This window comes from Mesorhizobium kowhaii, from assembly GCF_042431665.1.
Lineage (GTDB): Bacteria > Pseudomonadota > Alphaproteobacteria > Rhizobiales > Rhizobiaceae > Mesorhizobium > Mesorhizobium kowhaii.
The window spans coordinates 66224-90176 of sequence record NZ_JBHLYT010000176.1 but is presented as its reverse complement, the minus strand read 5'-3'; the positions used below and the strand labels follow the sequence as shown (position 1 = coordinate 90176).

General features: G+C 62.3%; 28 protein-coding genes and 2 tRNA genes. 15 read left to right on the top strand and 15 right to left on the bottom strand.

The features are described 5' to 3' along the window. Positions 1-106 precede the first annotated feature (106 nt). The 3 genes from ACFFNA_RS37435 to ACFFNA_RS37425 all read left to right on the top strand — a co-directional run bounded on the left by ACFFNA_RS37435 (position 107) and on the right by ACFFNA_RS37425 (position 1866). Positions 107-352 carry a zinc-finger domain-containing protein gene (locus tag ACFFNA_RS37435; RefSeq protein ID WP_111549360.1) on the top strand — a complete coding sequence of 82 codons (246 nt, stop codon included), beginning with the start codon at positions 107-109 and terminating at the stop codon, positions 350-352. Between the two features lie 19 nt (positions 353-371). Continuing rightward, positions 372-1610, top strand: coding sequence for an FAD-dependent monooxygenase (locus tag ACFFNA_RS37430; protein ID WP_378925119.1), 1239 nt, complete (start codon positions 372-374; stop codon positions 1608-1610). A gap of 76 nt (positions 1611-1686) precedes the next feature. Next, a complete protein-coding gene (locus ACFFNA_RS37425) occupies positions 1687-1866 on the top strand; it encodes a hypothetical protein (RefSeq protein WP_378925117.1) in 180 nt (59 codons plus the stop codon). Between the two features lie 22 nt (positions 1867-1888). Here the strand turns inward: ACFFNA_RS37425 and ACFFNA_RS37420 are convergent, their stop codons facing one another. The 5 genes from ACFFNA_RS37420 to ACFFNA_RS37400 form a co-directional block, all read right to left on the bottom strand. Then, positions 1889-2557 (bottom strand): TIGR02117 family protein, encoded by a 669-nt coding sequence (locus ACFFNA_RS37420; RefSeq protein WP_378925115.1) that lies wholly within the window; start codon positions 2555-2557, stop codon positions 1889-1891. Positions 2558-2672: 115 nt separating this feature from the next. After that, the gene (locus ACFFNA_RS37415; RefSeq protein ID WP_031240865.1) at positions 2673-3422 is read right to left on the bottom strand and encodes an amino acid ABC transporter ATP-binding protein; all 750 of its coding nucleotides are present in this window, start codon (positions 3420-3422) and stop codon (positions 2673-2675) included. A 78-nt stretch (positions 3423-3500) separates the two neighbouring features. Then, a complete protein-coding gene (locus ACFFNA_RS37410; RefSeq protein ID WP_378925113.1) occupies positions 3501-4658 on the bottom strand; it encodes an amino acid ABC transporter permease in 1158 nt (385 codons plus the stop codon). Positions 4659-4662: 4 nt separating this feature from the next. Then, complete coding sequence (locus tag ACFFNA_RS37405; RefSeq protein ID WP_378925111.1) at positions 4663-5850, bottom strand: amino acid ABC transporter permease; 1188 nt, start codon at positions 5848-5850, stop codon at positions 4663-4665. Positions 5851-5914: 64 nt separating this feature from the next. Continuing rightward, on the bottom strand, positions 5915-6943 hold the full coding sequence (locus ACFFNA_RS37400; RefSeq protein WP_378925110.1) for an amino acid ABC transporter substrate-binding protein: 1029 nt from the start codon (positions 6941-6943) through the stop codon (positions 5915-5917). Here ACFFNA_RS37400 and ACFFNA_RS37395 point away from each other — a divergent pair. After that, positions 6935-7276, top strand: coding sequence for a hypothetical protein (locus ACFFNA_RS37395; protein ID WP_378925108.1), 342 nt, complete (start codon positions 6935-6937; stop codon positions 7274-7276). The two genes, ACFFNA_RS37400 and ACFFNA_RS37395, sit on opposite strands and share 9 nt — an antisense overlap. A gap of 98 nt (positions 7277-7374) precedes the next feature. Here the strand turns inward: ACFFNA_RS37395 and ACFFNA_RS37390 are convergent, their stop codons facing one another. Both ACFFNA_RS37390 and ACFFNA_RS37385 read right to left on the bottom strand, forming a co-directional pair. Continuing rightward, on the bottom strand, positions 7375-8250 hold the full coding sequence (locus ACFFNA_RS37390; RefSeq protein WP_378925106.1) for a DUF2182 domain-containing protein: 876 nt from the start codon (positions 8248-8250) through the stop codon (positions 7375-7377). A 9-nt stretch (positions 8251-8259) separates the two neighbouring features. Continuing rightward, complete coding sequence (locus ACFFNA_RS37385) at positions 8260-8895, bottom strand: DUF1326 domain-containing protein (RefSeq protein ID WP_378925104.1); 636 nt, start codon at positions 8893-8895, stop codon at positions 8260-8262. 328 nt (positions 8896-9223) lie between these two features. Between ACFFNA_RS37385 and ACFFNA_RS37380 the strand changes: the two genes are divergently transcribed. The 5 genes from ACFFNA_RS37380 to ACFFNA_RS37360 all read left to right on the top strand — a co-directional run bounded on the left by ACFFNA_RS37380 (position 9224) and on the right by ACFFNA_RS37360 (position 13481). Then, positions 9224-10408: a cystathionine beta-lyase gene (locus tag ACFFNA_RS37380; protein ID WP_378925102.1), complete on the top strand. Its 1185-nt coding sequence runs from the start codon at positions 9224-9226 to the stop codon at positions 10406-10408. 256 nt (positions 10409-10664) lie between these two features. Next, positions 10665-11753 carry an HPP family protein gene (locus ACFFNA_RS37375; protein ID WP_378925100.1) on the top strand — a complete coding sequence of 363 codons (1089 nt, stop codon included), beginning with the start codon at positions 10665-10667 and terminating at the stop codon, positions 11751-11753. A 102-nt stretch (positions 11754-11855) separates the two neighbouring features. Then, complete coding sequence (locus tag ACFFNA_RS37370; RefSeq protein ID WP_378925098.1) at positions 11856-12530, top strand: RNA polymerase sigma factor; 675 nt, start codon at positions 11856-11858, stop codon at positions 12528-12530. Between the two features lie 106 nt (positions 12531-12636). After that, complete coding sequence (locus ACFFNA_RS37365) at positions 12637-13161, top strand: DUF4142 domain-containing protein (RefSeq protein ID WP_378925096.1); 525 nt, start codon at positions 12637-12639, stop codon at positions 13159-13161. 11 nt (positions 13162-13172) lie between these two features. Further along, complete coding sequence (locus ACFFNA_RS37360; protein WP_378925094.1) at positions 13173-13481, top strand: cupredoxin domain-containing protein; 309 nt, start codon at positions 13173-13175, stop codon at positions 13479-13481. Here ACFFNA_RS37360 and ACFFNA_RS37355 read toward each other — a convergent pair. Beyond that, positions 13427-14323, bottom strand: a complete 897-nt coding sequence (locus ACFFNA_RS37355) for a crotonase/enoyl-CoA hydratase family protein (protein ID WP_378925092.1) — start codon at positions 14321-14323, stop codon at positions 13427-13429. The genes ACFFNA_RS37360 and ACFFNA_RS37355 overlap by 55 nt on opposite strands. Before the next feature lie 87 nt (positions 14324-14410). Between ACFFNA_RS37355 and ACFFNA_RS37350 the strand changes: the two genes are divergently transcribed. Continuing rightward, positions 14411-14998 (top strand): TetR/AcrR family transcriptional regulator, encoded by a 588-nt coding sequence (locus ACFFNA_RS37350; protein WP_167458846.1) that lies wholly within the window; start codon positions 14411-14413, stop codon positions 14996-14998. A 98-nt stretch (positions 14999-15096) separates the two neighbouring features. Here the strand turns inward: ACFFNA_RS37350 and ACFFNA_RS37345 are convergent, their stop codons facing one another. The 6 genes from ACFFNA_RS37345 to ACFFNA_RS37320 all read right to left on the bottom strand — a co-directional run bounded on the left by ACFFNA_RS37345 (position 15097) and on the right by ACFFNA_RS37320 (position 19567). Beyond that, positions 15097-16323 carry an anion transporter gene (locus ACFFNA_RS37345; RefSeq protein ID WP_378925090.1) on the bottom strand — a complete coding sequence of 409 codons (1227 nt, stop codon included), beginning with the start codon at positions 16321-16323 and terminating at the stop codon, positions 15097-15099. Positions 16324-16478: 155 nt separating this feature from the next. After that, complete coding sequence (locus ACFFNA_RS37340) at positions 16479-17492, bottom strand: glycosyltransferase family 4 protein (protein WP_378925088.1); 1014 nt, start codon at positions 17490-17492, stop codon at positions 16479-16481. A 156-nt stretch (positions 17493-17648) separates the two neighbouring features. Further along, positions 17649-18437 (bottom strand): GGDEF domain-containing protein, encoded by a 789-nt coding sequence (locus tag ACFFNA_RS37335; protein WP_111549344.1) that lies wholly within the window; start codon positions 18435-18437, stop codon positions 17649-17651. Positions 18438-18629: 192 nt separating this feature from the next. Further along, positions 18630-18854 (bottom strand): hypothetical protein, encoded by a 225-nt coding sequence (locus tag ACFFNA_RS37330; protein ID WP_111549343.1) that lies wholly within the window; start codon positions 18852-18854, stop codon positions 18630-18632. A gap of 283 nt (positions 18855-19137) precedes the next feature. Next, positions 19138-19214: transfer RNA gene (locus ACFFNA_RS37325), tRNA-Arg, on the bottom strand. Positions 19215-19261: 47 nt separating this feature from the next. Further along, positions 19262-19567, bottom strand: coding sequence for an ETC complex I subunit (locus tag ACFFNA_RS37320; protein WP_378925086.1), 306 nt, complete (start codon positions 19565-19567; stop codon positions 19262-19264). A gap of 123 nt (positions 19568-19690) precedes the next feature. Here ACFFNA_RS37320 and ACFFNA_RS37315 point away from each other — a divergent pair. After that, positions 19691-19767: transfer RNA gene (locus tag ACFFNA_RS37315), tRNA-Pro, on the top strand. A gap of 21 nt (positions 19768-19788) precedes the next feature. On the opposite strand, the gene ACFFNA_RS37310 is transcribed toward ACFFNA_RS37315, so the two are convergent. Then, a complete protein-coding gene (locus ACFFNA_RS37310; RefSeq protein ID WP_378925084.1) occupies positions 19789-20655 on the bottom strand; it encodes an NmrA family NAD(P)-binding protein in 867 nt (288 codons plus the stop codon). Between the two features lie 129 nt (positions 20656-20784). On the opposite strand from ACFFNA_RS37310, the gene ACFFNA_RS37305 reads away from it, so the two are divergent. From ACFFNA_RS37305 to ACFFNA_RS37290, 4 genes are all read left to right on the top strand, one after another. Continuing rightward, positions 20785-21687: a LysR family transcriptional regulator gene (locus ACFFNA_RS37305; protein WP_378925082.1), complete on the top strand. Its 903-nt coding sequence runs from the start codon at positions 20785-20787 to the stop codon at positions 21685-21687. A gap of 81 nt (positions 21688-21768) precedes the next feature. Beyond that, positions 21769-22347: a TetR/AcrR family transcriptional regulator gene (locus ACFFNA_RS37300; protein ID WP_378925080.1), complete on the top strand. Its 579-nt coding sequence runs from the start codon at positions 21769-21771 to the stop codon at positions 22345-22347. Positions 22348-22435: 88 nt separating this feature from the next. Next, complete coding sequence (locus tag ACFFNA_RS37295) at positions 22436-22867, top strand: hypothetical protein (RefSeq protein WP_378925078.1); 432 nt, start codon at positions 22436-22438, stop codon at positions 22865-22867. Between the two features lie 103 nt (positions 22868-22970). Beyond that, positions 22971-23939, top strand: coding sequence for a quinone oxidoreductase family protein (locus ACFFNA_RS37290; RefSeq protein WP_245446396.1), 969 nt, complete (start codon positions 22971-22973; stop codon positions 23937-23939). Positions 23940-23953: the final 14 nt, after the last annotated feature.

Sequence of the window (23953 nt, the reverse complement as noted above, 5' to 3'; positions counted from 1 at the left end):
CTTAACTTATCCTCTGACAGGCTTTTGCGACAGTTTGATTTCATCGAACTTGCAAAGAGACCGGTTATGATCCAGATGCAGAAGAGACTGCGTTAAGGAGACGACGATGGCAGGCGGTTCCATTCCCCATTTTCAGAACGATGCGGGCCACCCGGCGATCGACATCGGCGTCAAGGAATTCATGTGCACAGGCGCCAACCCGCCTTTCGACCACCCGCATGTGTTTCTCGACATGGGCGACGACAATGAAAAAGTCTGCCCCTATTGCTCGACGCTCTACCGCTATTCGCCCAAGCTGAAGGCGACCGAAACGCTGCCGGACGGCTGTATCTACATCGACCAGGCCGCCTGATTCTTTCGCGACAAGCCCGATGGACGACACGCGGTCCCGGCAAGTCGTCATCGCCGGGGCGGGCGTCGCCGGGCTGACCGCCGCGCTGGCGTTCGCCGGACGCGGCTACCCCGTGCAGGTGTTCGAACAGGCACAGCGCCTGGAAGCGGCAGGCGCCGGCATCCAGCTTTCTCCCAACGCGACACGCATCCTTCGCCAGCTTGGCGTGCTCGACCGGCTGCTTCCGGCTGCGGTGCGGCCGGAAGCGGTGGTGCTGAAGGATGCCGCGACGTTGCGCGAACTGGCGCGCGTGCCGCTGGGACAAGCCGCCGAAGCCCGCTGGCAGGCACCCTATCTCGTCGCTCACAGGGCTGACCTGCAGAGCGCATTGACTGCGCGCGTTGCCGAGATGCCGAACATTCTTCTGACTCCCGGCGCGCACGTCAGCAGCGTTGCCAAAGGCAGCCACGGTGTCACAGTGGCTGCCGAGATGGCCGGCGAGACAATCGAGGCCAAGGGCTTGCTGCTGGTCGGCGCCGATGGCGTCTGGTCATCGGTGCGCGGGCTTGTCGATCCGAACAAGGGGGCGGCCTCGCCGAGAAGTCACTTTTCGGGCGAACTGGCCTGGCGTGCCACCATTCCCGCCGACAGCGCTGCCGGACAAGCCTTTGCCGCGATCGGCGCAACCAATTGCGTCACCACCTTCCTGCATCCCGGCTTCCACATGGTCGCCTATCCCGTCAGCAAGGGCGCTGCCTTCAATCTCGCTGCCTTCACCAAGGGCGAACGCATTGCCGAGGGCTGGTCCGGGAACGCCGACACCAGGATCTTGACCGGTGCCATGCGCGGTACGGCGGCAGCACTTGCCCGTCTGGTCGAGGAAGCCGGCCCGTGGACGGCATGGCCGATCCATACGGTAGACAGCAAACAGCCTTGGACGACCGATGGCATGGCGCTGATCGGCGATGCGGCGCATGCGATGACGCCGTTCGCGGCGCAAGGTGCCGCCATGGCGATCGAGGATGCGGCGATGCTTGCGGATGTCGTCGCCGACTTCCCCGCCGATCAGGCACAAAGTCTTCAGATCTGGGAGAACCTGCGGCGGCCGCGCGTCGCCAGGGTCGCCCGGCGCGGCGCTATCAACCGCCTTGCCTGGCATGCCGCGGGTCCAGTTTCTATCGCGCGCAATCTGTTCCTGAAAATGCGGTCGTCGGAAAAACTCGCCGCCGATCTCGACTGGCTTTATGGCTGGCAGGCACCGGAGCCTGGCGAAACATGAAACGCGCGACAGGCCGGCCCGAAGGAACAAGGCGCTCGTATTCGACAACGGCACCCACACAGAGTAGGAATGTTCCATGGCCAAGGTCATTCGATATGAAATCGACCCAAAGAATCCGCCACCTTTGACCAATGCTCAGAAGGCCGAGATCGCTTGGTTGACCTCGCGGCCAGAGAGTGATGTCGATACCAGCGACATTCCCGAGTTGACCGAAGAGTTTTGGCGAAACGCGATCAGGCGGGGCAAGGCTCGCTGACGAAAGCGCGACGGCTACCCGTCTAGTTGTAAAGCCGCATCGACAGGCTGAGCGAAGCCGGCAGCGGGTTCCACCAGCCCGTCCGCAGGCCGGCGGTGCGCAATGCCGCCGCCGTCCAGGTGTTGCAGCCGACCAGCGCGTTGAAATGGCCGTTGGCTTCATAGAAACCGTCGAACCTAGAATAGGCCGCGTCCGGAACAACAATCGGCCCTTTCGGCCCCCGCTGGAAACTTGCATCGATGAAATCGAGCAGCGCCGCAAAACGCTCCTCGCCGATGTCGAAGCCGGCGACATCCGGATGCGGTTCGACGATGGCGCCGGCGACATCGACATGCATGACCGACGCGTCGACGGTCAGTGCCTTCATCACCGGAACAGCCTTGAGCTCAGACCATGTCGGCGTCTCCAGGTAGAAGGCGCGACCACCCCAGCCGAAGACGATATAGCGGACTTCCGGACTATCTGCCGGGATGCCGGCATCGACCAGGAAATGGAAGCGCTGGCGCACCCTGTCGTCGACCGGAATGGCGATGTCGGTGTGGATCGGGTTGTTCAGCACCAGGATATGGCGCGCGGTGGCGGGCGTGGCGGCGGCTGTTTGCCAGAGTGGTCGCGGCACGAGAGTGCCGAGCGTCACAGCGAGCGCAACGACGATCGACAGCAGGCCTAGAAAACGTCCCAGCTTTTTCATGAATGGCGGCCTTGCAAACGCACCCCGGCGCGACACAAACCGCCCGCCTCCTGCTCATCCATACGCAAAAGAGCCCGGCACTGTTTCAGCCGGGCTCTCCCTGGTTATCGAAGGCCTAGTGCAGGATCTGCGACAGGAACAGCTTTGTCCGCTCATGGCGCGGATGGTCGAAGAACTCGGCCGGCGTGTTCTGCTCGACGATCTGCCCCTGGTCCATGAAGATGACGCGGTTGGCGACCTTGCGGGCAAAGCCCATTTCGTGGGTGACGCACAGCATGGTCATGCCCTCTTCGGCAAGGCCGACCATCGTTTCCAGCACTTCCTTGATCATCTCCGGATCGAGCGCCGAGGTCGGCTCGTCGAACAGCATGATCCGCGGGTTCATGCACAGCGAACGGGCGATCGCCACGCGCTGCTGCTGGCCGCCGGACAGTTGGCCGGGATATTTGTTGGCCTGTTCCGGAATCTTGACGCGCTTGAGGAAATGCATGGCGATTTCCTCGGCCTGCTTCTTCGGCGTCTTGCGCACCCAGATCGGCGCCAGCGTGCAGTTCTCCAGGATGGTCAGATGCGGGAACAGGTTGAAGTGCTGGAACACCATGCCGACCTCGCGGCGCACCTCGTCGATCTTCTTCAGATCGTTGGTCAGTTCCTTGCCGTCGACGATGATCTTGCCCTTCTGGTGCTCTTCCAGGCGGTTGATGCAGCGGATCATCGTCGATTTGCCGGAGCCCGATGGGCCGCAGATGACGATACGCTCGCCGCGCATCACTTTCAGGTTGATGTCCTTCAGCACATGGAATTCGCCGTACCATTTGTGCATGGCGATGATGTCGATGGCGACATCAGTGGTCGAGATGTGCATCTTGGCGGCGTTGACCTTGATCTCTTCCGCGCTGACGGCATTTTCTATGACCATGGCAGGATCCCCTTGTTCTTTTGTTTAGCGTTTGTGGCCGGTGTCGAGCCGGCGTTCGGTGTACATTGAATAACGCGACATGCCGAAGCAGAACAGCCAGAAGACGAAGGCCGCGAAGATCAGACCCGACCTGGCGGTCTGCGCCGTCGCCCAGTTGGCGTCGGAGAAGTTCTGCTTGACGATGCCGAGCAGGTCGAACATCGAAATGATCGTGACCAGGCTGGTGTCCTTGAACATGCCGATGAAGGTGTTGACGATGCCGGGGATGACCAGCTTCAGCGCCTGCGGCATGACGATGAAGTACATCTTCTGCCAATAGCCGAGGCCAAGCGAATCGGCGCCTTCATACTGGCCCTTGGGGATCGCCTGCAGGCCGCCGCGCACCACTTCAGCCATATAGGCGGCGGCAAACAGCGACACGCCGATCAGCGCGCGCAGGTACTTGTCGAAGGTGACGCCCGGCGGCAGGAACAGTGGCAGCATGACGCTGGCCATGAACAGGACGGTGATCAGCGGAATGCCGCGTACGGCTTCGATGAAAATGACGCACAGCATCTTGACGACCGGCATCCTGGAGCGCCGGCCAAGCGCCAGCACGATGCCAAGCGGCAACGACACGACGATGGCCACGAAAGACAGCGACAGCGTCACCAGCAAGCCGCCCCAGCGCGCGGTTTCGACATGTTCGAGACCGAACGCGCCGCCGACCAGCAGGAAGAACGACACGATGGGGAAAACGACGATCAGCAGCAGGGCGTTGAGGCCCTTGCGCGGCACGCTCGGTATCAGCATCGGCACCAGAAGCACCACCAGCAATATGCCGACCAGGATCGGCCGCCAGCGCTCCTCGACCGGATAGGTGCCGAACATGATCTGGCCGAATTTGGCGTTGACGAAGGCCCAGCAGGCGCCAGACCAGCCATCCGGCTGGATACCGCCCTGCGCCACCGTGGCGCAGACGGTCCGGTTGGGTCCTGTCCACACGGCGTCGATGAAGGCCCAGTTGATGATTTGGGGCAGGATCATCACCACCAGCGCGATACCGACAATGGTCAAAATGGTGTCGCCTGCCGAGGCGATCAGGTTCTTGCGCACCCAGGCACCGAAGCCCACGACGCCGGCCGGTGCCGGTTGCGCCAGCGCCATTTCGGTGCGCACCCAGGACATATCATGTTCTTGCATGTCCCTACCTCTCCACCAGCGCCATTTTGGCGTTGAACCAGTTCATCAACAGCGAGGTCAGAAGGCTGATGGCCAGATAGATCACCATCATGATGACCACGCACTCCACCGCCTGGCCGGTTTGGTTGAGCACCGTGCCGGTCGTCGCCGTCAGGTCGGGATAGCCGATGGCGATGGCGAGTGAGGAGTTCTTGGTCAGGTTGAGATACTGACTGGCCAGCGGCGGAATGACGATGCGCATGGCCTGCGGTACAACCACCAGCCGCAACGCCTGGCCGGCACGCAGACCGAGCGCTGCCGTAGCCTCGCTCTGCCCCCTGGCGACGCCGCGAATGCCGGCGCGCACGATCTCGGCGATGAAGGCGGCGGTATAGAAGGACAGCGCCAGGTAGAGCGACAGGAATTCCGGCTTGACGACGAAGCCGCCAGTCAAGTTGAAAGTCGATTGCTTCGGAAAATCGAAGGTCAGCGGAAAGCCGCTCAGCGCGTAGGCGAGCAGCGGCAGCCCGATAATCAGCGCCAGCGATGTCCAGAACACCGGGAATTGCTGGCCGGTCGCCATCTGCCGCTGATGCGCCTTGTGGGCGACGAACCAAGCCATGGCGATGCCGGCAAGCAGTCCCACCAGGATCAGCCAGGAGCCGTCACCCCAGATGGCACGCGGAAAATAGAAGCCGCGCTGGTTGAGGAACGACCCGAACGGCAGGTTGATGCTGTCGCGCGGCGCCGGCAGCGCCGCCAGCACGCCGGAATACCAGAAGAAGATGACCAGCAGCGGCGGAATGTTGCGGAACACCTCGACATAGACGGTGCAGATCTTCTGGATCAGCCAGTTTTTCGACAGCCGGCCGATGCCGACGATGAAACCGATGATGGTGGCGGTGATGATGCCGACAAACGCGACGATCAACGTGTTGATCAAGCCGACGATGATGGCCCGGCCATAGGTGGAGTCCGACGTATAGGCGATCGCCGTATCGGAAATGTCGAAGCCGGCGCGGCCTCTCAGAAAGGCGAAGCCGGAGGCAATGTGCAGGTTCGTCAGGTTCACGATGGTGTTGTGAACGATCCACCAGACACCGGACACCAGCAAGGCGACGACCAGGCATTGATAGAAAATGCTGCGGACTTTCGGGTCGTTGATAAGAGAAGCGCGACTTGGCTCCTCGCGAAGAACTTCCTGCGATGCCATTCAACCGTCCCCCTGGAAAGAGAAACCGGAAGGCAGACGATCTGCCTTCCGGATCACATTTCGATCAGCGGATCGGTGGAGCGTATTGCAGGCCGCCCTTGGTCCATAGCGCGTTGATGCCGCGGGCGATCTTGAGCGGGCTGCCCGAGCCGACATTGCGGTCGAACATTTCGCCATAGTTGCCGACAGCCTTGACGATGTTGACGACCCAGTCATTGGAAACGCCGAGATCGGTGCCGATCTTGGTATCGGCTTCCTGGCCGAGCACGCGCTTGATCTCCGGGCTGGCGGAGCTCTTCATTTCGTCGACATTGGCCTTGGTGATGCCGAGCTCCTCGGCGTCGAGCAGCGCGAAATAGGTCCACTTGACGATGTGGTACCACTGGTCGTCGCCCTGGCGCACGGCCGGTCCGAGCGGCTCTTTCGAGATGATCTCGGGCAGCACAACGTGGTCGGCCGGCGCGTCCAGAGTCAAGCGAATGCCATAAAGACCCGACTGATCGGTGGTGTAGACGTCGCAACGGCCGGCGTTATAGGCGGCGTTGACCTCTTCCAGCTTCTCAAAGACGACCGGGTTGTACTCCATCTTGTTGGCTTTGAAATAGTCGGCGAGGTTGAGCTCGGTGGTCGTACCGCTCTGCACGCAGACGGCGGCGCCGGAAAGCTGCAGCGCGGAATTGATGCCCGGCAGCTTCTTGGCATTGATCATGAAGCCTTGACCGTCATAGTAGGTGGTGCCGACGAAGTTCAGGCCGAGTGCGGTGTCGCGGTTGATGGTCCAGGTGGTGTTGCGCGACAGGATGTCGACCTCGCCGGACTGCAGCGCGGTGAACCGCTCCTTGGCGCTGAGCGGGGTGAACTTGACCTTGGTGCCGTCACCAAAGACAGCGGCCGCGACAGCGCGGCAGAAATCCGCGTCGATGCCTTGCCAGTCACCCTTGTCGTCCGGCGCCGAGAAGCCAGCCAGGCCGGTCGAGACACCGCACTGGATGAAGCCTTTCGCCTTGACGGTGTCGAGCGTCGTTGCCGAGGCGGCAGACGCCATCAACCCAAGCGTGGCGGCGCCAAGAATGCCGATAGCAATATGTTTCATGACCCACAGACCCTTTTCTCTGTTTTTCAGGTAAACCCTGACCTTTCCCGTGTGAACGCAGCTCCCATTCCGGCCCATACCCAGAAACCCGCATCGCAATCGACGCGCCGCCTCCCATTCACGAATGGCATCGAAGGCGATAATTCCCGTGAGGTCAAGGAAAATGACCGAATTCGAAAGAGTTTGAAAACCAGCGGCCGCAAATGCCTGAATTGCAGCCAGGAGCGTCAGGACATTAGCAAGCCGGGCAAACAAAATTGGCAAAGTCCGGCGGGCGCAGATCCGCACTATGCCGGCGAAAATCCGTCCCGCGGATTTACTGCGCGTCACTGAATTTACCCCGGGATAAATTGGCATATCCAAAGACTGTTCTATGGCGAGCGACGGGGTCGCATGGCCGTGCCGCCCGGAAACGGGAGGAGAGCACATGCTCAGAGTGCTTGAACGAGCAGCCAGGCACCGATTGCCGCCATCAGCGCGCCAGAGATGCGCGGGATCAGCTGCCCGGTCGGGATGGTCTTCTCCAGGAGAATGAGGATGGCGATGCCGGCGATCCACAGCACGTTCATGACGCCGCCGACGAACAGGAGCGCCATCAACGCCCAGCAACAGCCGAGGCAATAGGCGCCATGAACGGTCCCGAATCGAAGCGCACCAAGCGGATCGGAGCGGAACCCGCCATGACTGGCCAGAAATGCGATCGGTGCCTGGCATTGCTGCAGGCAGGCGCCCTTCATCGGCGTCCATTGATAGAGGCCGGCCGCGATCAGGACGAGGCCGCCGAGAACCGTACTGTTGGTTGCCATCATCGGGCTCAGCAAGGTCAGACTGGCCAGCAGCCATTGCGCGCCGGTCGCGGCCACGCTGAAGGCAAACCAGACGAGCAGATAGCCGGTAAAAAACCATGCAGTTGATGCGATGGGCCGCCCGCCGGCCCGCGCCTTGCGACCGACCCCGGCATAGAGCAGCACCATCGGCGCGACCGACGGCGTCATCATGCCAACCATCATGACGGCCCACATGGCGAAGATGAAAGCGAAATCGGCTGGCGCCCAGGCCCGGAAACCGGGCGCAACCGCGGCTCCCATGTCCATGCCACCCATGTCCATACCCGGCATGTCCATGCCGCCCGCATTGGTACCCGACATGTCCATGCCAGCCATGTCGCCACTTGCGGCGTTCGGCGTGGTCATGTCGGCGGCAAGCCACAGCACATAGGCCCATGCGAGCACGGCAATGATGACGAGCGCAGCCGTCACGACTGCGCGGTCGCGCCGCAGCACCGCCTCGAGGGCCGTGTCGCTCATCGGATCAGGTCAATGCACGATGCCGCTTTGCGAGAGGTGCAAATTGGCGAAATGGCTGTGCGAGTCCGCCAGTTCGAACTTGATCGGGCCGGTTGCCTTGGTCCAGCCGCGCCCGACCTCGGCAAGCGAGTATTCGAAACCATGCGTGAGGTCGATGCGCGCCCGATGCTCTGCACCGGTGACGGGATTCTTGATCGGCTCGCCGTGGCCCGAGGCTACGCCCGGCACGTCCAGGCGAGCCGCTCGGGCATCGACGTCCACTTCGAAGTCTATTGCCGCGAAGATCGGATCGTGGACCGTCTCCAGCGTGGTCGAAAAGACCTGGAATACGGTCGCGCCGGGTTCCGTGTCCTCACCGCTGAGAATGCGCAGCAGCGCTCCGCGCTGCGCCTCGGTCGCCCGCTCGTCAATGACCACTGCCGCCTCGCCCTTGCCCTGGTGAATTGCGCCAGGCCAACGGAAGACACCGGCAAAGCGCAAGCCATCCAGCTTGGTGTCGCCGTGATAGCCGCTTTCGATTTCCACGCCGATCACCGCCCGGCAGGATCCATGCGTCGGCAAGGCGTTGAACTGGCACGGGCAGCCATAGGCGCAGTTGCAGTTGACGAACTCGCGCGCCTTGATCATCCACTTGACGTCGGTCATGGCATTCCTCCCCTGGCTGCATTCATTGCTCTGCAAGCGAGATGCCCGGATCGCAGGGGATCAGGAGGTCAACCGGGAACGATCATCCGGCAGCGTCTGATCGAGGCAGTCCGGGAAAAATATTAGGATTCAATCATATATCTTTCCCGGCCGTCTTCAATAGCCGATCGACCCAAGGGCGCAATGCGTTCGGACCGGGCAAGACTGAGCGCCCTTCACCAGAGACGACTTGGTACATCCGAAGTCGGTTCCCTGGCGGGTGCAGGCCGGTTGCACGGCCAAAGCCGTGGCACTATGGCTAGCGCCTTGTCGAACAAGGCGAAGAAGAATGGCGAAAAACGGCGACGGGCAACTTACCAGCAGCATGGGGATCAACACGCGGCTGGCCCATTCGGGCAACAATCCGCATGACTATTTCGGCTTCGTCAATCCACCGGTGGTGCATGCCTCGACCGTGCTTTATCCCGACGCGGCGTCGATGGCGGCACGCAGCCAGAAATACACTTACGGCACACGCGGCACGCCGACGACCGATGCTCTTGCCCACGCCATAGATGCACTGGAAGGGTCGGCAGGCACGATCGTGGTGCCTTCGGGCCTTGCGGCGGTGACCGTGCCGCTGCTCGCCTTCGTGTCGGCGAGCGACCACCTGCTGATCGTCGATTCCGTCTATCACCCGACGCGCAACTTCGCCGACACGATGCTGAAGCGGCTGGGTGTCGAGGTCGAGTACTACGCCCCCGATGTCGGCGCCGGCATCGCGGCGTTGATCAAGCCCAACACCAAGGTGGTGTTCACGGAATCGCCAGCCTCCAACACATTTGAGCTGCAAGACATCCCGGCCATCGTCAAGGCGGCGCACGCCGCAGGCGCCATCGTCATGATGGACAATACATGGGCGACGCCGCTGTATTTCCGTCCGCTCGACCACGGCGTCGACATCTCGATCCATGCGGCGACGAAATATCCGGCCGGCCATTCCGACGTGCTGCTTGGCACGGTCTCGGCCAACGAAGGCTGCTGGAAGCATCTTTACGAAAGCTTCTGCACGCTTGGCTGCTGCGCCGGGCCCGACGATGTCTACCAGGTGCTGCGCGGCCTGCGCACCATGGGCGTGCGCCTGGAGCACCATCAGCGCAGCGCGCTCGCCATCGCCTCCTGGCTCGAGGGCCAGACGGGCGTGGCGCGCGTGCTCCACCCTGCCCTTCCCAGCCATCCGGACCATGGCCTGTGGAAGCGCGATTTCTCGGGCTCGAGCGGCATCTTTTCCATCGTGCTTGCCGGCGGCGGCCAGAAGCAGCAGCACGCCTTCCTCGACGCGTTGCAGATATTCGGCCTCGGCTATTCCTGGGGCGGCTATGAGAGCCTTGCGGTGCCGGTCTGGCTCGGCGACCGCGTTGTTGCAAGGGGCCCGTATGAAGGCCCGTTGATCCGCCTGCAGATCGGCCTCGAGGATGTCGAGGACCTGAAGGCCGACATTCTGCGCGGCTTGACCGCCGCGGCGGCGGCCTGAGCGATCAAGGCACCTGCCAAACTGTTTCAGCGGATCGGTAAAAGCAGATCGAAAGATAGGTGAACCGCCACTTTGCCCTGTGGAGCCAAATCGGCACCGCGGGCGGATACGGTGACAACGTCACGGAATTCTATTTCTAAAAACCGCGCCCTCCCGGATCAATTTGGCTTTCAACTTCGACAATGCCGCGTCATTGCGGTTTAATCATCGCGGTTTCGACTTTCCTCTGGAATACCGGCAGAGTTTTTCGACGCCCATGGCCTTTCGCCTTTTTGTTCCCATTCTTGCCGGCGCGACACTGCGCGAGCGCGTCATCGCCTGCATCGGCGCGACGATCGGCATTGCGCTGACGGGCGCGATCGGCGGTCTGGTGCTCGGCAACGGCCCGCACGTGCCGCTGCTGGTGGCGCCGATGGGGGCGTCGGCCGTGCTCCTGTTCGCGGTGCCGGCCAGTCCGCTGGCGCAGCCATGGTCGATCATCGGCGGCAACACGATTTCGGCACTGGTCGGCGTGATCGTGGCGCATTTCATCCACGAAACCGCCCTTGCCACCGGCATTGCGGTGGCGCTGGCCATCGCCGCCATGTCGTTCACGCGCTGCCTGCATCCGCCGGGCGGCGCGGCGGCCCTGACCGCGGTGTTGGGAGGGCCTGCCGTCATCAGCGCCGGCTTCCTGTTTCCATTCGTGCCGGTGGCACTGAACTCGCTTCTGCTGGTGGCGCTCGGCTACGGCTTCCACAAGCTGGCCCGGCGCAATTATCCACACGTGCCGATTCCCGCACCGACGAACAGCCACGGCACCGTTGATCCGCCGGCGCAGTTGCGCATCGGCTTCCAACCCGAGGACATCGATGCCGCGCTTGGCGCGCTCGACGAGACGTTCGATATCGATCGCAACGATCTCGACCGGCTGCTGCGGCAAGTCGAATTGCAGGCGATGGTGCGCGCGCACCAGAACCTTCTGTGCGAGGACATCATGTCGCGCGATGTGATCTCGGTTGACGAACACACCTCCGCCGAGGCGGCGCGGCAATTGCTGCTTGACCACAACATCCGAACCTTGCCGGTCGTCAGCGCAGAGGCAAGGCTGGCAGGCACCGTGGGATTGCGGGAACTGGCGCTGGCCTCCGGCACGGTCGGATCCGTGATATCGCCCGCGGCGACGGCCGTCGCCGGTTTCGCCGCCATGGGTCTGCTGCCCGTACTCACCGACGGCCGCAGCCATGCGGTCATCATCGTCGACGACGACAAGCGGATTCTCGGGTTGATCACGCAGACCGATCTGCTTGCGGCCACTACGCGCCTGCAGGTTGCTGACAAGCCCTCGCCGGAAGCGGTACGGTAGCCGCCGCCGGATCCGGCGAAAACGGCCGGGAACCTTTTGCCGGCAATGCCATCCAATCTCTCAATCGGGGTTCCGGTCCGAGATTGGGTAGAGGAACTGGCCATGCCTGCTGTCTTGACGGCCATGCCTTCTGTCGCTTCAGGCGAGATGCGGCTCGTGCGCCGCGCCTTGGCGCGCGAGGGCGATGGTTTCCGCACCATCATCAAGACGTACAACCAGAGGCTCTACCGCATCGCCCGCGGCGTGGTGCGCAATGACAGCGAGGCCGAGGACATCGTGCAGGAGGCCTATGTCAGGGCCTTCGCTCATCTCGATGCGTTTCGCGGCGACTCCTCGCTCGCCACATGGCTGTCGCGCATCGTCATCAACGAGGCGCTCGGCCGCCTGCGCAAAAGGCGCAGAACGGTGTCAATGCCGGAAAATCCGCAAGCCGAGATCATCCGGTTCCCCCTCAACCCCAGCGACGATCCGGAACGGACGATGGCGCAACGGCAGATCCTCCAACTGGTCGAACGGGCCACCGACAGGCTTCCCGATGTCTACCGGACGGTGTTCGTGGCACGGGTGATCGAGGGGCTGAGCATCGAAGAGACCGCCGACCTTCTCGGCGTGCGGCCACAAACCGTCAAGACGAGGCTGCACCGCGCCCGCGCCCTGGTGCGCAAGGCACTGGACGACCAGATTGGGCCGGTGCTGCTCGATGCGTTCCCCTTCGCCGGCCGACGTTGCGAAAGGCTGACCAGTGCCGTGATGCGGCGGCTCGGCCTGGAAAGCTGACCTTTCGCCGATTCCTTGGGAACGTCTGCCGCTGCCCGGCATCCAATGACCGTCAACCGAGAAACACTGTCCGGCGCGAGTCCCGTGTCCGGGCGAAGGAGATGCCATGCTTATCCGACACACCGCTGCCCTGGCCGCCATGCTGCTGCTTGGCACTGCCCCGCTCGCACAAGCGGCCGACAAGCCGACCGACCCACAAATCGCCCACATCGCCTACACGGCCGGCGTCATCGACGTTGAAGCTGCCAAGGTGGCGATCGAGAAATCGAAGAACAAGGACGTCGTGGATTTCGCCAACGACATGGTGCGCGACCACGAAGCCGTGAACGTGCAGGCGCTCGACCTGGTCAAGAAGCTGAAGGTGACGCCCGAAGACAACGCCACCAGCCAGGCGCTGAGCAAGGCGGCGGCCGAAGAAAGGGCCAAGCTCGCCAAGCTTGAGGGTGCTGCCTTCGACAAGGCCTATGTCGACAACGAGGTCGCCTACCACAAGCAGGTCAACGGCGCTCTCGAAACGTTGCTCATTCCGTCGGCCAGCAATGCCGAACTGAAGAGCCTGCTGGAAACCGGCTTGAAGATATTCCAGGGCCATGAGCAGCATGCCGAACATGTCGCCGGCATGCTGAAGTGAGGACGGGAAGCATGTCGAAACGCAATCTGTGGATTGCGTTGACGCTGGTCATCGGTACCGTTCCGGCACAGGCTGAAACCATCCAGGTCACCATCGACAAACTGGTGTTCTCGCCAGCCACCGTCGAGGCCGAGGTCGGCGACACGATCGAGTGGGTGAACAAGGACGCGTTCGCCCACACGGCGACCGTCAAGGGCAGCTGGGAGGTGATGATCCCGCCGAAAAAGTCCGCGAGCCTCACCCTGCAGAAGGCAGAGACAGTCGACTATTTCTGCCGTTTCCACCCCAACATGAAAGGCCGTTTGGTGGTGGCGCCCTGATCCAGCGCCAACGAGGCCCGCCTGGCCTCGTCAGGCCGCGCGATATGCGTCCACGAGCCGCCATAGCGGGGCTCGCGGCGCATTAGCCAGGCATCGAGCCCTTCGCGCAGGTCGACGGTCGGAGCCATGCGGGCGAACTGCTCGGCCTCTACCAGCAGGCCTTCCGCGATGCTCTGGTTGAGGCCGCGCGCCACCGCCGTGAGGATGCTCGCGATCGCCAGATCGGAGTGCCGCAGGATACGCTTGGCCAGGCCGATCGCGGCCGGCATCAAATCGGCATGCGGCACCACCTGGTTGACAAGGCCAAGTTCAAGGGCGCGCTGGGGCGGAAACCAATCGCCGGTCAAAAGCAGTTCGAGCGCCCGCTTGCGCCCGGCGAGCCTGGGCAAGCGCTGCGTTCCGCCAAAGGTCGGCGGCATCGCAAGGTTGATTTCCGGCTTGGCGAACAAAGCGCGTTCGCTGGCGATGGCGAGCGGCACGGCCTCGGTGATTTCGCAGCCGCCGCCAAAAGCAATGCCGTTGACGGCGGCGATGACGGGTTTGCGGAATGCTTCCAGCCTTGCCGTCAGCCGCTGCCCGCGCACAACGAAGTCACGCATCGCAACATCGACGCCAAGCGCCACACTGGCCGAGAATTCGTGGATGTCGCCACCCGCCGAAAACGCCCGCTCCCCTGCTCCGGTAAGAACGACCGCCCGAACGCCGTCATCGACTTCAATGTCGTCGAGGACCGCGAGCAGGCGATCGATCAGGGCATAGTTCAACGCGTTGAGTTTCTCCGGCCGGTTGAGGGTGAGGATGGCAATCCCATCCCTGGTTTCGTTAAGGACAAGATCGGTCATTTGGCTTCCTTCTCCAGCATGGTCATGGGTCGGAAGGCTACGCCCTTTGCCGCTTGTGTATATTCACTAGTCGGTATACAAAAGCTGATGCCTGAAGCGCAAAGCCCGACCCGCAAACGTATTGTCGATGCCGCGACAAGACTGTTTTACGCGGAAGGAATCGGCCGCGTCAGCGTCGATGCCGTTGCCGAGGAAGCGGGGCTCACCAAGCGGACGCTCTATTACCACTTCAAGAGCAAGGACGACCTGATCGCCGCCTATCTCGATGGCCGCGACCAACCCAATCTGAAGCGGATGGCCGGCTGGTTCGATGCCGCCGAAGGCGGAGCGGATCGCAAGGTCGAGGCGATCTTCACCAATCTGGCGAGGGCCGCTCACCATCCGAAATGGAAAGGATGCGGCTTCCTGCGCACGGCCGCGGAACTCGCCTCGATGCCTGGACATCCGGCGATCAAGGTCGGGTCGCGGCACAAGTCAAATTTCGAAACATGGCTGGCTGGAGAGCTGTCCGCCCGCAACATCGAGGAGCCGCAAGCCTTGGCACGCGAGATCGTGCTGCTGATCGACGGCTCCTTTTCGATCATGCTGATCCACCGCAACCCCGATTATATCGAGGCAGCCGGCCGCGCCGCGGCGACGCTTGTCCGGGCCCGAATTTCAAGCAACCAGGTCTAGAGCGGTTCTGCGTTCCACGGAGACGCAGAACCGCTCTATCTCTTTGTTCTGACGCAATTCCGGACGGAAAACCGTTACACACTTTTCCTGGAATTGCTCTAGAATCCAAACGCCAGCCATGCCGTGCCGACGCCAAGCGTTATCAATGTCAGCGGCAAGCCGACCTTGAAGAAAGCGCCGAACGACAGGTGGGCGCCGGTGGTCCTTGCCTGCTCGGCGACGATCAGATTGGCGACCGAACCGAGCAGGGTGAAATTGCCGGCCAGCGTCGAGCTCATGGCGACGACCAACCAGGCACGCTCGGGGTTTTCGAGGCCGGGTATGAAGGGCCTGAGCGCCAGCACGGCCGGGACATTGCTCATGATGTTGGAGAGCACCGCGGTGAAGCCGGACAGGCGCCAGACATCGTCCAGCCCAAGGTTCTTGGCCGAGGCGATAATGTCGGGCGCCAGCAGCGTCTTTTCCGCGCCGGCGACGACCACGAACAGACCGGCGAACATGAACAACAGTGGTCCGTCGATCTCGCGGTAGATGCGTTCCGGTTTGATGGCACGGGTGAGCAAGAGGATGGCGCCGCCGATCAGTGCCGCCTTGGCGACGGGCACGCCGGCGAAAAAGGCGATGGCCAATCCGATGCAGACCACCACCGCCTTCAGCACCTGCCCCTTGTGCATGCGGCCGCGAGAGACCTCGGGCGTCAATTGGGCCGTGCGGGCGAATTCGGCCCGGTAGACGATGCGCACGATGACAACGACCGCGACGAGGCTAAACAAGGCGACCGGAGCCAGTGCCGCCGAAAACGCAGGATAGGAAATGCCCGACAGCGCGCCGATCACCATGTTTTGCGGATTGCCGGTGATGGTGGCGACGCTGCCGCAATTCGACGCGGTGGCGGTGGCGATCAGATAGGGGATGGGGTTGCGCTTGATGACGCGGGTGACGTGGACGACGATCGGCGCCATCACCAGGCAGATCGCGTCGTTGACCAGGAAGGCCGACAGCACGCCGGTCAGCAGCGTCACCATCACCAGGAGCATGAAGGGCGCGTGCGCGTGCTCGATGGCGACGGCGCCAAGGCCACGAAAGGCGCCGGAGACCTTCAGATGCGCCACCACGATCATCATGCCGAGCAGAAGCGTGATGGTGTCGAAATTGATCGCTCGGTAGGCATCCTCCATGCTGAGCGCGCCTATGGCGATCATCGCGGCCCCGCCGAGCAGCGCGATCCCTGCCCGATCGAGGCGGAGGCCCGGGACGCGGCCAATGGCGACACCGGCGTAAGTCAGGACCAGGATCAGCAATGCCGCCGCGCCCATCAATGTCATCGGTAAGAAGTCCTGCTCAGTCTGTGGCGCGCCGCTGCCCGTCCGCCCGATGGTTCGTTGCATGCCAGCTTTAGCGCGATGTCGAGATCGATGACAAACAGGCCGGCATATTGTTGCGCCGACGGTGCCCGCAAAGCCCTGCGGACGATGTGCCGCTAATGCAGATAGAAATCCAGCCGCCGTCGAAGCGCCTGCAGGGAAAACAGCTGCTCAACGGTCCGCCGCGCCTTGCGACCCACTGTCGCCCGCAGCCCCGGATCGGCTTGGAGGTCGGCCAGGATCTGCCCCGCTTGTTGCGTCGTCTCGAACAGAAAACCGTTTTCGCCATGCCTGATATGGTCGGCGTAGCCGCCATGCGAATGGCAGACCACAGGCAAACCACAGGCCATCGCTTCGAACACCACCCGGCCGAACGTCTCCACATGCGAGCCGGAGCGATAGTAGAACACGTCGAGCGTTGGCAGGAACTCTTCAGCCGCAAACCGGCCTTGCGGGAGGAGTTCGAGTTGCGAATGCGGTTTGAGCCTGTCCTTGAGCAGCATCCCGCCCTGAATCCGCAGCGCGACGCCACCCGCCAGCAAGGCTTCGTACAGCGGCACATCGTCCGCATGATGCTTGTCCGGGGTGTCGCGGCTCAATCGTCCCAGCGTGAACGGACGACCCGGCTTGGCCGGTTGTGGTAAAAAGCGTTCGATATCGATTGGCGAGGGATGCACGACACCGTCGACCTGCAGCATGCGTTTTTGAAAATCGGAAATCAGCACCAGTTCGGCGTCGGGCCAGTTCAGCATACGGGGCATGCGCGTCGTCAGCGCAATGACTTTCGGGTGAAAGGTATTGAAGACGTAGATCAGCCGGCGCGGTCGTGGAATCAGGTAAGGCCATATTTTGTTGCGCCAATGCGCGCCGAGGAAGACGTAGGTACCGCCGTCCGGCACATTCCACTTTGGCAGCGAGATGCGGCGAATCGGAAATTGCCGCATCAGCTCGCCGGACACCCTTGAGGACGTTGCCCACAGACGCACCTCGGAGTCGGCGCTCAACAGCCGGTACAGCTCCAGGGTTTCGAGGTCACTGCCGCCAAAGGGGTTTTGAAAGCCATTGAACAGATGGATCATAGTTGCCGCGCTGATCTTGCCTGAACTGTCCCGCCATTCGTTCGCCGGCATTGAGACAGGCCGTGACTGGACCGCCGGCCCGGATGCTTGGGGAACTCAGGAAAGCAGGACCGTTTTCAGCGGTGATCCATACATCACCGACGCAGGGGAAGCACGGCGATAAGGGAACGTCAAGGAAGCGGTCCACGCCAGCTTCCTTCTCCGTTGTCAATGCACCGTGGCGATGCTGGGCAGAGGCACCGGAGAGGCACCTGCCGGATCGAAGCTGACTTGATCGCGCCCATTCGACTTGGCCGTATAAAGCCGTCTGTCGGCCGCCACGAAAATCTCTTCATAGGTGGTCGGGCCCGTAAAGCTTGTGCCGCCAATGCTGACGGACAATGGGCATGGCCTCCCGCCTGGAGAAAAGTCCATTTCACGGATGCGCCGGCGGATGCTTTCGGCAACCACCCAGGATTGCGCGGGATCCAACCCGGGAAGAAACACGCCGAATTCCTCGCCGCCGATGCGGCCAACGATATCGCCGCCGCGCAACTGTCCTTTGATCTCCTGCGCTATCAGCTTGAGCGCCTGGTCGCCGCAGTCATGGCCAAGCCGGTCGTTGATCAACTTGAAATGGTCGGCGTCGATGATCAGCAGCGCCCCCGAATTGGCTTGCTGCTGCTTGCGGGTCTGCTCGAGATAGGCCTCGACCAGCATCGAGAAGGCGCCGCGGTTCAGCACCGCCGTCAGGCTGTCGGTGGCGGCAACGACGCTGAGATCGCGCTGGGCGATGGCCAGCTGGCGGATCTTCCACATGAGGAACGACAGAAACGAGCCGCCCAGCACCAAGGGCAGCATCAGATCAGTCAGTTGCGCGCGCCACACCGCCTCGGGCGAGAGATAGGGAAAATTGAAGGAATCGACGAAGAACGCCACGGCAATGAAGAATGCCGTACCGGCTGCCGTGACAGCGATCACCCTGCCCCAGCTCGTCGGCGACAGATCGAGCCTCATTGCGTTCCACTCCGTTAGCCGCCGCTACTATGGCGTACCAACGCAAACAAATTGATAAGACTTTCCTTCCAATTCGATGTCGATGGCTACGGCAGCCAGAGATCAACGGCCGCCGACGGCAGCCGTGCTCGCTGCCGCGGTGGGAACACTCCGTTTAATGGACTTCGGACTGATGCCGGGAAATCCTGAAAGTCAGCGGTTGGGCGCCGGTCCACTCAGATTCTCGACAACGAAGGATGCTGCGATCAAGTCGTCGGCATCCAGTCGTAGGGAGCCGTCGCCTGCCCCCATGATGGCGGCGACCTTGTGAAACGTTTTCATCTCATGGTCGGAAATTTCGGCATCCTGCATTCTGGCCTTGAGCTCAGCGATACGCCGCCCCAACGCAGGGGACGTTCCAATTTCACGTTTCGACATAACCTGGTTTCTCCTCCCCCAACCCGCGCTTGTTTTACCCCACCCCATTCGTCGGCCCGCACATTGGGTTTTTATGAGACACCGCGAATACAAGGCCCCGAACGTGTGATGGGAGCTAAGGTTCCACCCCCGCCAGATCACGAAATAATTCCGGATCGCCGCGCCGAATGGGCGGCAAGCCGAGGCTCAACTCCCAATTGCATAGGATTGTGGCGCTGGCAGCCGCGAGATGACAGATCTAGCGGCCTTGATCAGGTGAACTGGCACAGGCCTTTGAAATTATTGGCGATCCCGACAGGATTCGAACCTGTGACCATCGGCTTAGAAGGCCGGTGCTCTATCCAGCTGAGCTACGGGACCGCTGGCCGGCCGCTGGGCCGGCTGGATACTTTCGCGCTAGCCGCCGGTCAATGCGTCCAGGGCGTCCGGCGGTCATAGCGGAAATTCTCCGCATAGGAAATCTGGCGGCGCTTGGTCTCTTTCGGCTCCTCGACGCGGTAGGCGAGCGCTTCCTTTTCGGCGTAGGCCACCGCCTCTTCCTTCGTGTCGAAGGTGAGCCTGATCTGGCTCCTCATGTCTCCCGACGTGGTGTAGCCCATCAGGGGATCGATCTTCTTGCGCATCTCAGGATCGAATTCCAGCACCCAATGGCCGGTCTTGGCCTTACCGGACTGCATCGCGGTTTTGGCTGGGCTGAAAATGCGCGCGGACATGGCCACCTCGTTATTGTGCAAGGCAGCATCGCCACCCTTTGTCGTCATTACTGCGCAATGCGCACGTCGGCAAGGTTTTTGCACTTGCCATGCAACACTGAAATGAATAGGCAACAGACCGTTCGGAGTGTAGCGCAGCCTGGTAGCGCATCTGGTTTGGGACCAGAGGGTCGGGAGTTCGAATCTCTCCACTCCGACCATCCTCTCATGTTCCACGAGATCTAGGTGCCTGTGCCCGCGACGAGAGTCGCAACCACGGCCGTCGCATCTGTCATTCCCTTGATCGTCTTCGTTTCGTCGGAGAATGCGATCCAGCCCTCATTGAAGCCATCGAGCATGCGCAGGCGCGGTTGCGGGTTCTGCATGCCTTGCGAACGGAAAAGCGTTTCCCAGGTTTCGCGCGGCACCGGCATGGCGCGCACCGGCTTGCCAAGTACAGCGGCGAAAGCTGCGGCAAGGTCGTCAGGAGATACGCGGGCCGGGCCTTCCAGTTCGACAATGCGTATGCCGGTCCAGTCCTGCTGGATGAGTTCCGCCGCCGCTCGCCCGACATCCTCGGCGGCAACCATCGGCAGCGCCCTGTGCGTCGGCACCAGGAAACTTTGGATCAGCCCCGTTTCAAGGGCCGATGTCACATCCCAGACGGCATTGTCGAGAAACCAGGCGGGCCGCAGGAAGGTGAGTGCCATCGGGAGCGCGCTCAGCGCGGCCTCCATCATCGTGCGCTGTGACAGCAGATTGTCCTGAACCGCATCGGCGCCGACGGTCGACAGGCAGACGACCCGCGCGGGTCTTGAGGCTTTCAACGCCGCCGCGACGCTGCCGATGACCGCTTGCGCTTCGGGATAGCCGGGCTCGGGATCGAACACCGGCGGTGGCAGGATAAATACGGCCGTTGCACCGTTGAAGGCTTCGGTCAGCGCCACGGCATCCTCCATGGCGGCGACCGCGACCTCACAACCAAGTGACGCCCATTGCTGGCCTTTTGCCGCGTCGCGCACGACAGCGCGGACAGGCTGACCCTTTGCGAGCAATGCATGCGCCAACGCGCCGCCAACTTTGCCGGCAATGCCGGTGATTGCATACATGATCCGTCTCCATTCTTTCGGGGCCACGCCTTTGCGGTGCGGGATTGCGGATCTTTAGCCGAGCACTCATTGTTGCAGTGAGTGCCATTAAGTCATATCACTGATGATCTAAAATCAACGGATAACCAGATGGCGTTTGATGGACGCGTGATCTCCAATGTCGGTGTACTGGCCGCGATCGCCGAAGGCGGCAGCTTTGCCCGGGCGGCGGACGCACTCGGCCTGTCGCGCTCGGGCGTCAGCCGCGCTGTCTCGCGCCTCGAGGCCCGCGTTGGCGTCCGCCTGCTCGACCGGACGACGCGAGCGGTGTCGCTGACCGACGAGGGCCGCCGGCTTTACGCCGAGGTTGCGCCGCTGCTGACAGGAATCGAAGACGCGGTAACCGTCACCTCCGGCACGTCTGTCGCGGTGCGAGGCCGGCTGCGCGTCAACGTCGATGCGTTCTTCTCGCGCCAGCTGTTCACCCCGCATATCCGTGAATTCCTGTCGCTCTATCCCGACCTCTCGCTGGAGCTGGTCGCCCGCGACCAGCTGGGGGATCTGGTGGGCGAAGGATTTGACATCGCTGTCCGCTTCGGAACACCGCCAGTGTCGTCCCTGGTGGCGAGGAAACTCATCGACACGCGCACGGTGACGGTCGCCGCGCCGGCCTACCTGAAGGCACATGGGTGTCCGGCCGTTCCCTCCGACCTGGTCGATCATGCCTGCATCCAGGTCCGGGATTCGCTGACCGGTCAGCCAATCGAGGAGTGGCGGTTTCGACGCGCCGCCGCGATCATCGACGTCAGGACCACGGGCCGCCTCATGGTCACCGAGTTTGGCACGATGCTCGGTGCCTGCCTCGACGGCGTCGGCATCGCCAGGACCAAGGCAATCGGCGTGCAGCACCTCATCCGGCAAGGCGCCCTGGTTGAGGTCCTGCCGGACTGGCTCGGCGAGAGCTTTCCGCTTTACGCACTCTACCCATCGCGCCATCTGCCGCCCGCCAAGGTGCGCGCCTTCATCGACTTTGTTCAGTCGCATCTGGGTTGAAGGCCGACAGGTCTGGACCACCCTCTCACCGTCCTTGAAAATCTGCCTTGACTTTTTAAGACGACCGGTCATATTGCTCTCATGACACGAGCGAGCACCAAGGAACAGATCATCGTGGCGGCCGTGGAAACCCTGCACCAGAAGGGCTTCAACGGCACCAGCGTGCAGGACATCACCGAAGCGGCGCAAGTGCCGAAGGGGTCGTTCTACAATCATTTCGACAGCAAGGAGACGCTCGCCGTCGAGGCCCTGGAGCGCTATTGGCAGAAGGTGCTTAACGGGTTGAGCACGCTCGGCGACGAGAAGACGCCTGCTGTCGTCAGGCTGAATCGGTATTTTCAGCACCTGAACGACGTCGCACGCCAGGCCGAGTACCGGACCGGCTGCATGATCGGCAATATGAGCGCGGAAATGCCGGACCAGAGCCGCGCGGTCCGGGAGCGGCTGGCGGTACTGCTGGCGGCGTGGAGCCGCGCCATCGAATCCTGTGTCAGGGAAGCGCAAACCGATGGCACGGTGCGGCGCGACATGGAAGCCAGGACCATCGCCATGTTTCTGCTCAACTCCTGGGAAGGCGCGATGATGCGCGCGAAGGTCGACAAGGATGCCGTCGCGCTGACGGCGTTCGTGGACATCGCGTTCGGCGCCTTGCTGACCTGAGGCGTTCTTTTTTGCGACTGTTTTAAGATGACTGGTCATATTGTTCGACGCTTACCCCACTCAGTCGGGATCAAAACCATGAAGTTCAATGACACAGCCCCTTCTTCCCAAGCCAGATGGCCCTCCGCCATGGCTGGCGAAACTCGCCGAGGACGCCACGCTCGAAGCGACCGTGCTGAGAAGACCAGTGGAAGGCAGAGCAAACATTCTGGCGCTGCTGAAGCAGGCCATGCCGCTCTACGATTTCCAGGACTTCACCTATCGTGGTGACTTCGGTGCTGCGTTCTTCATGGAATCGTATCGTGCCGAGATTCGTAGCGTTCCGATCGAATGCTCGGTCCTCGTGCATATGAACGCACAAGGCGAAGCGGACTCGATCCTGGTCAACCACCGCCCGCTCGATGCCGCGCTGCTGTTTTCCCGCCTGATGTGGGAACAGGTTGGAGACGGCTTTAGTGACCTCTATTTGACCGGACCGCAGGCCGACGCTTTGCAGAAGGTGACCGATCCGAAAGCCTGAGCGGCCTCCCCCACACAATCAGTAGAGCCGTCGGCCTTGCCGACGATCAATGGCGGCTGACCGCGATCCTGCGGCTGTGCCATGCACAAGAAGGAAAACAGTCATGCGTGCAATGAGAGCAGAAGGCTTTGGCGGCTACTCCGACCTGAGGCTTGTCGACATTCCCAAACCAGATGTGTCCGAAGGGCGGCTGCTGGTGCGGATGGTTGCCGCCGGCGTCACACCACTCGACCATACTATCCTCAGCGGCCATTTCCCGCTGTCGAAGGCGCCGCTGGTACTTGGCAATGAAGGCGCCGGCATCATCGAAGGCGGCGACCCAGACTTCCCCGATGGCACGCGGGTGGCGTTCCTCGGGCCGTTCGGCGTCTTCGAGGATGGTACCTACAGCGAATATGTCGAGGTGCCCAAGGAATTGCTGCTGCCTGTTCCCGAGACCATCGATGACGTTGCCGCTGCCGGCCTGCCGGTCGCCTATCTCACGGCCTATCTCGCGCTGATGAACGCCGGCTTCGCGACCGGCAAGGTGGTGCTTGCGCCGGCAATCGGCGGTTCGGTCGGCAATGCAGCGACACAGCTGGCGCGAGCGCTCGGTGCCAGACACAGCATCTCGTCCACCACCAGCCATGCCAAGGCCGAAGAGGCAAAGGCGCTTGGCTTTTCCGAGGTTATCGATCTGACGACCGAGGGTCTGGCAGACGGTGTCAACCGCATCACCGATGGCTACGGCGCCGACGTCGTCATCGACGGCATCGGCGGCAAGATCCTGAGCGATGCGTTGCCGGCGCTGGCGCGCGGCGGGTCGTTGATCACGCTTGGCTACTCGGCCGGCCGCGAAAGCACGATCAATGTCACCGACCTGATTTGGAAGGTTGCAAGCATCAAGGGCTTTTCGCTGCTGAGCGAGAGTGCCGCTGCCCGCAACGCCGCGTGGTCAGTCATCGCGGACCTGCTGGCATCAGCTCAGGTCAAACCGATCGTCGCCAAGACTTTCCCGCTCGAGGACGCGGCCGAGGCTTTGCGGTATCTCATCGAAGAGCGTCCGCTCGGCCGGGTCATTCTGACGATCTGAGCTGAAGTGCACGG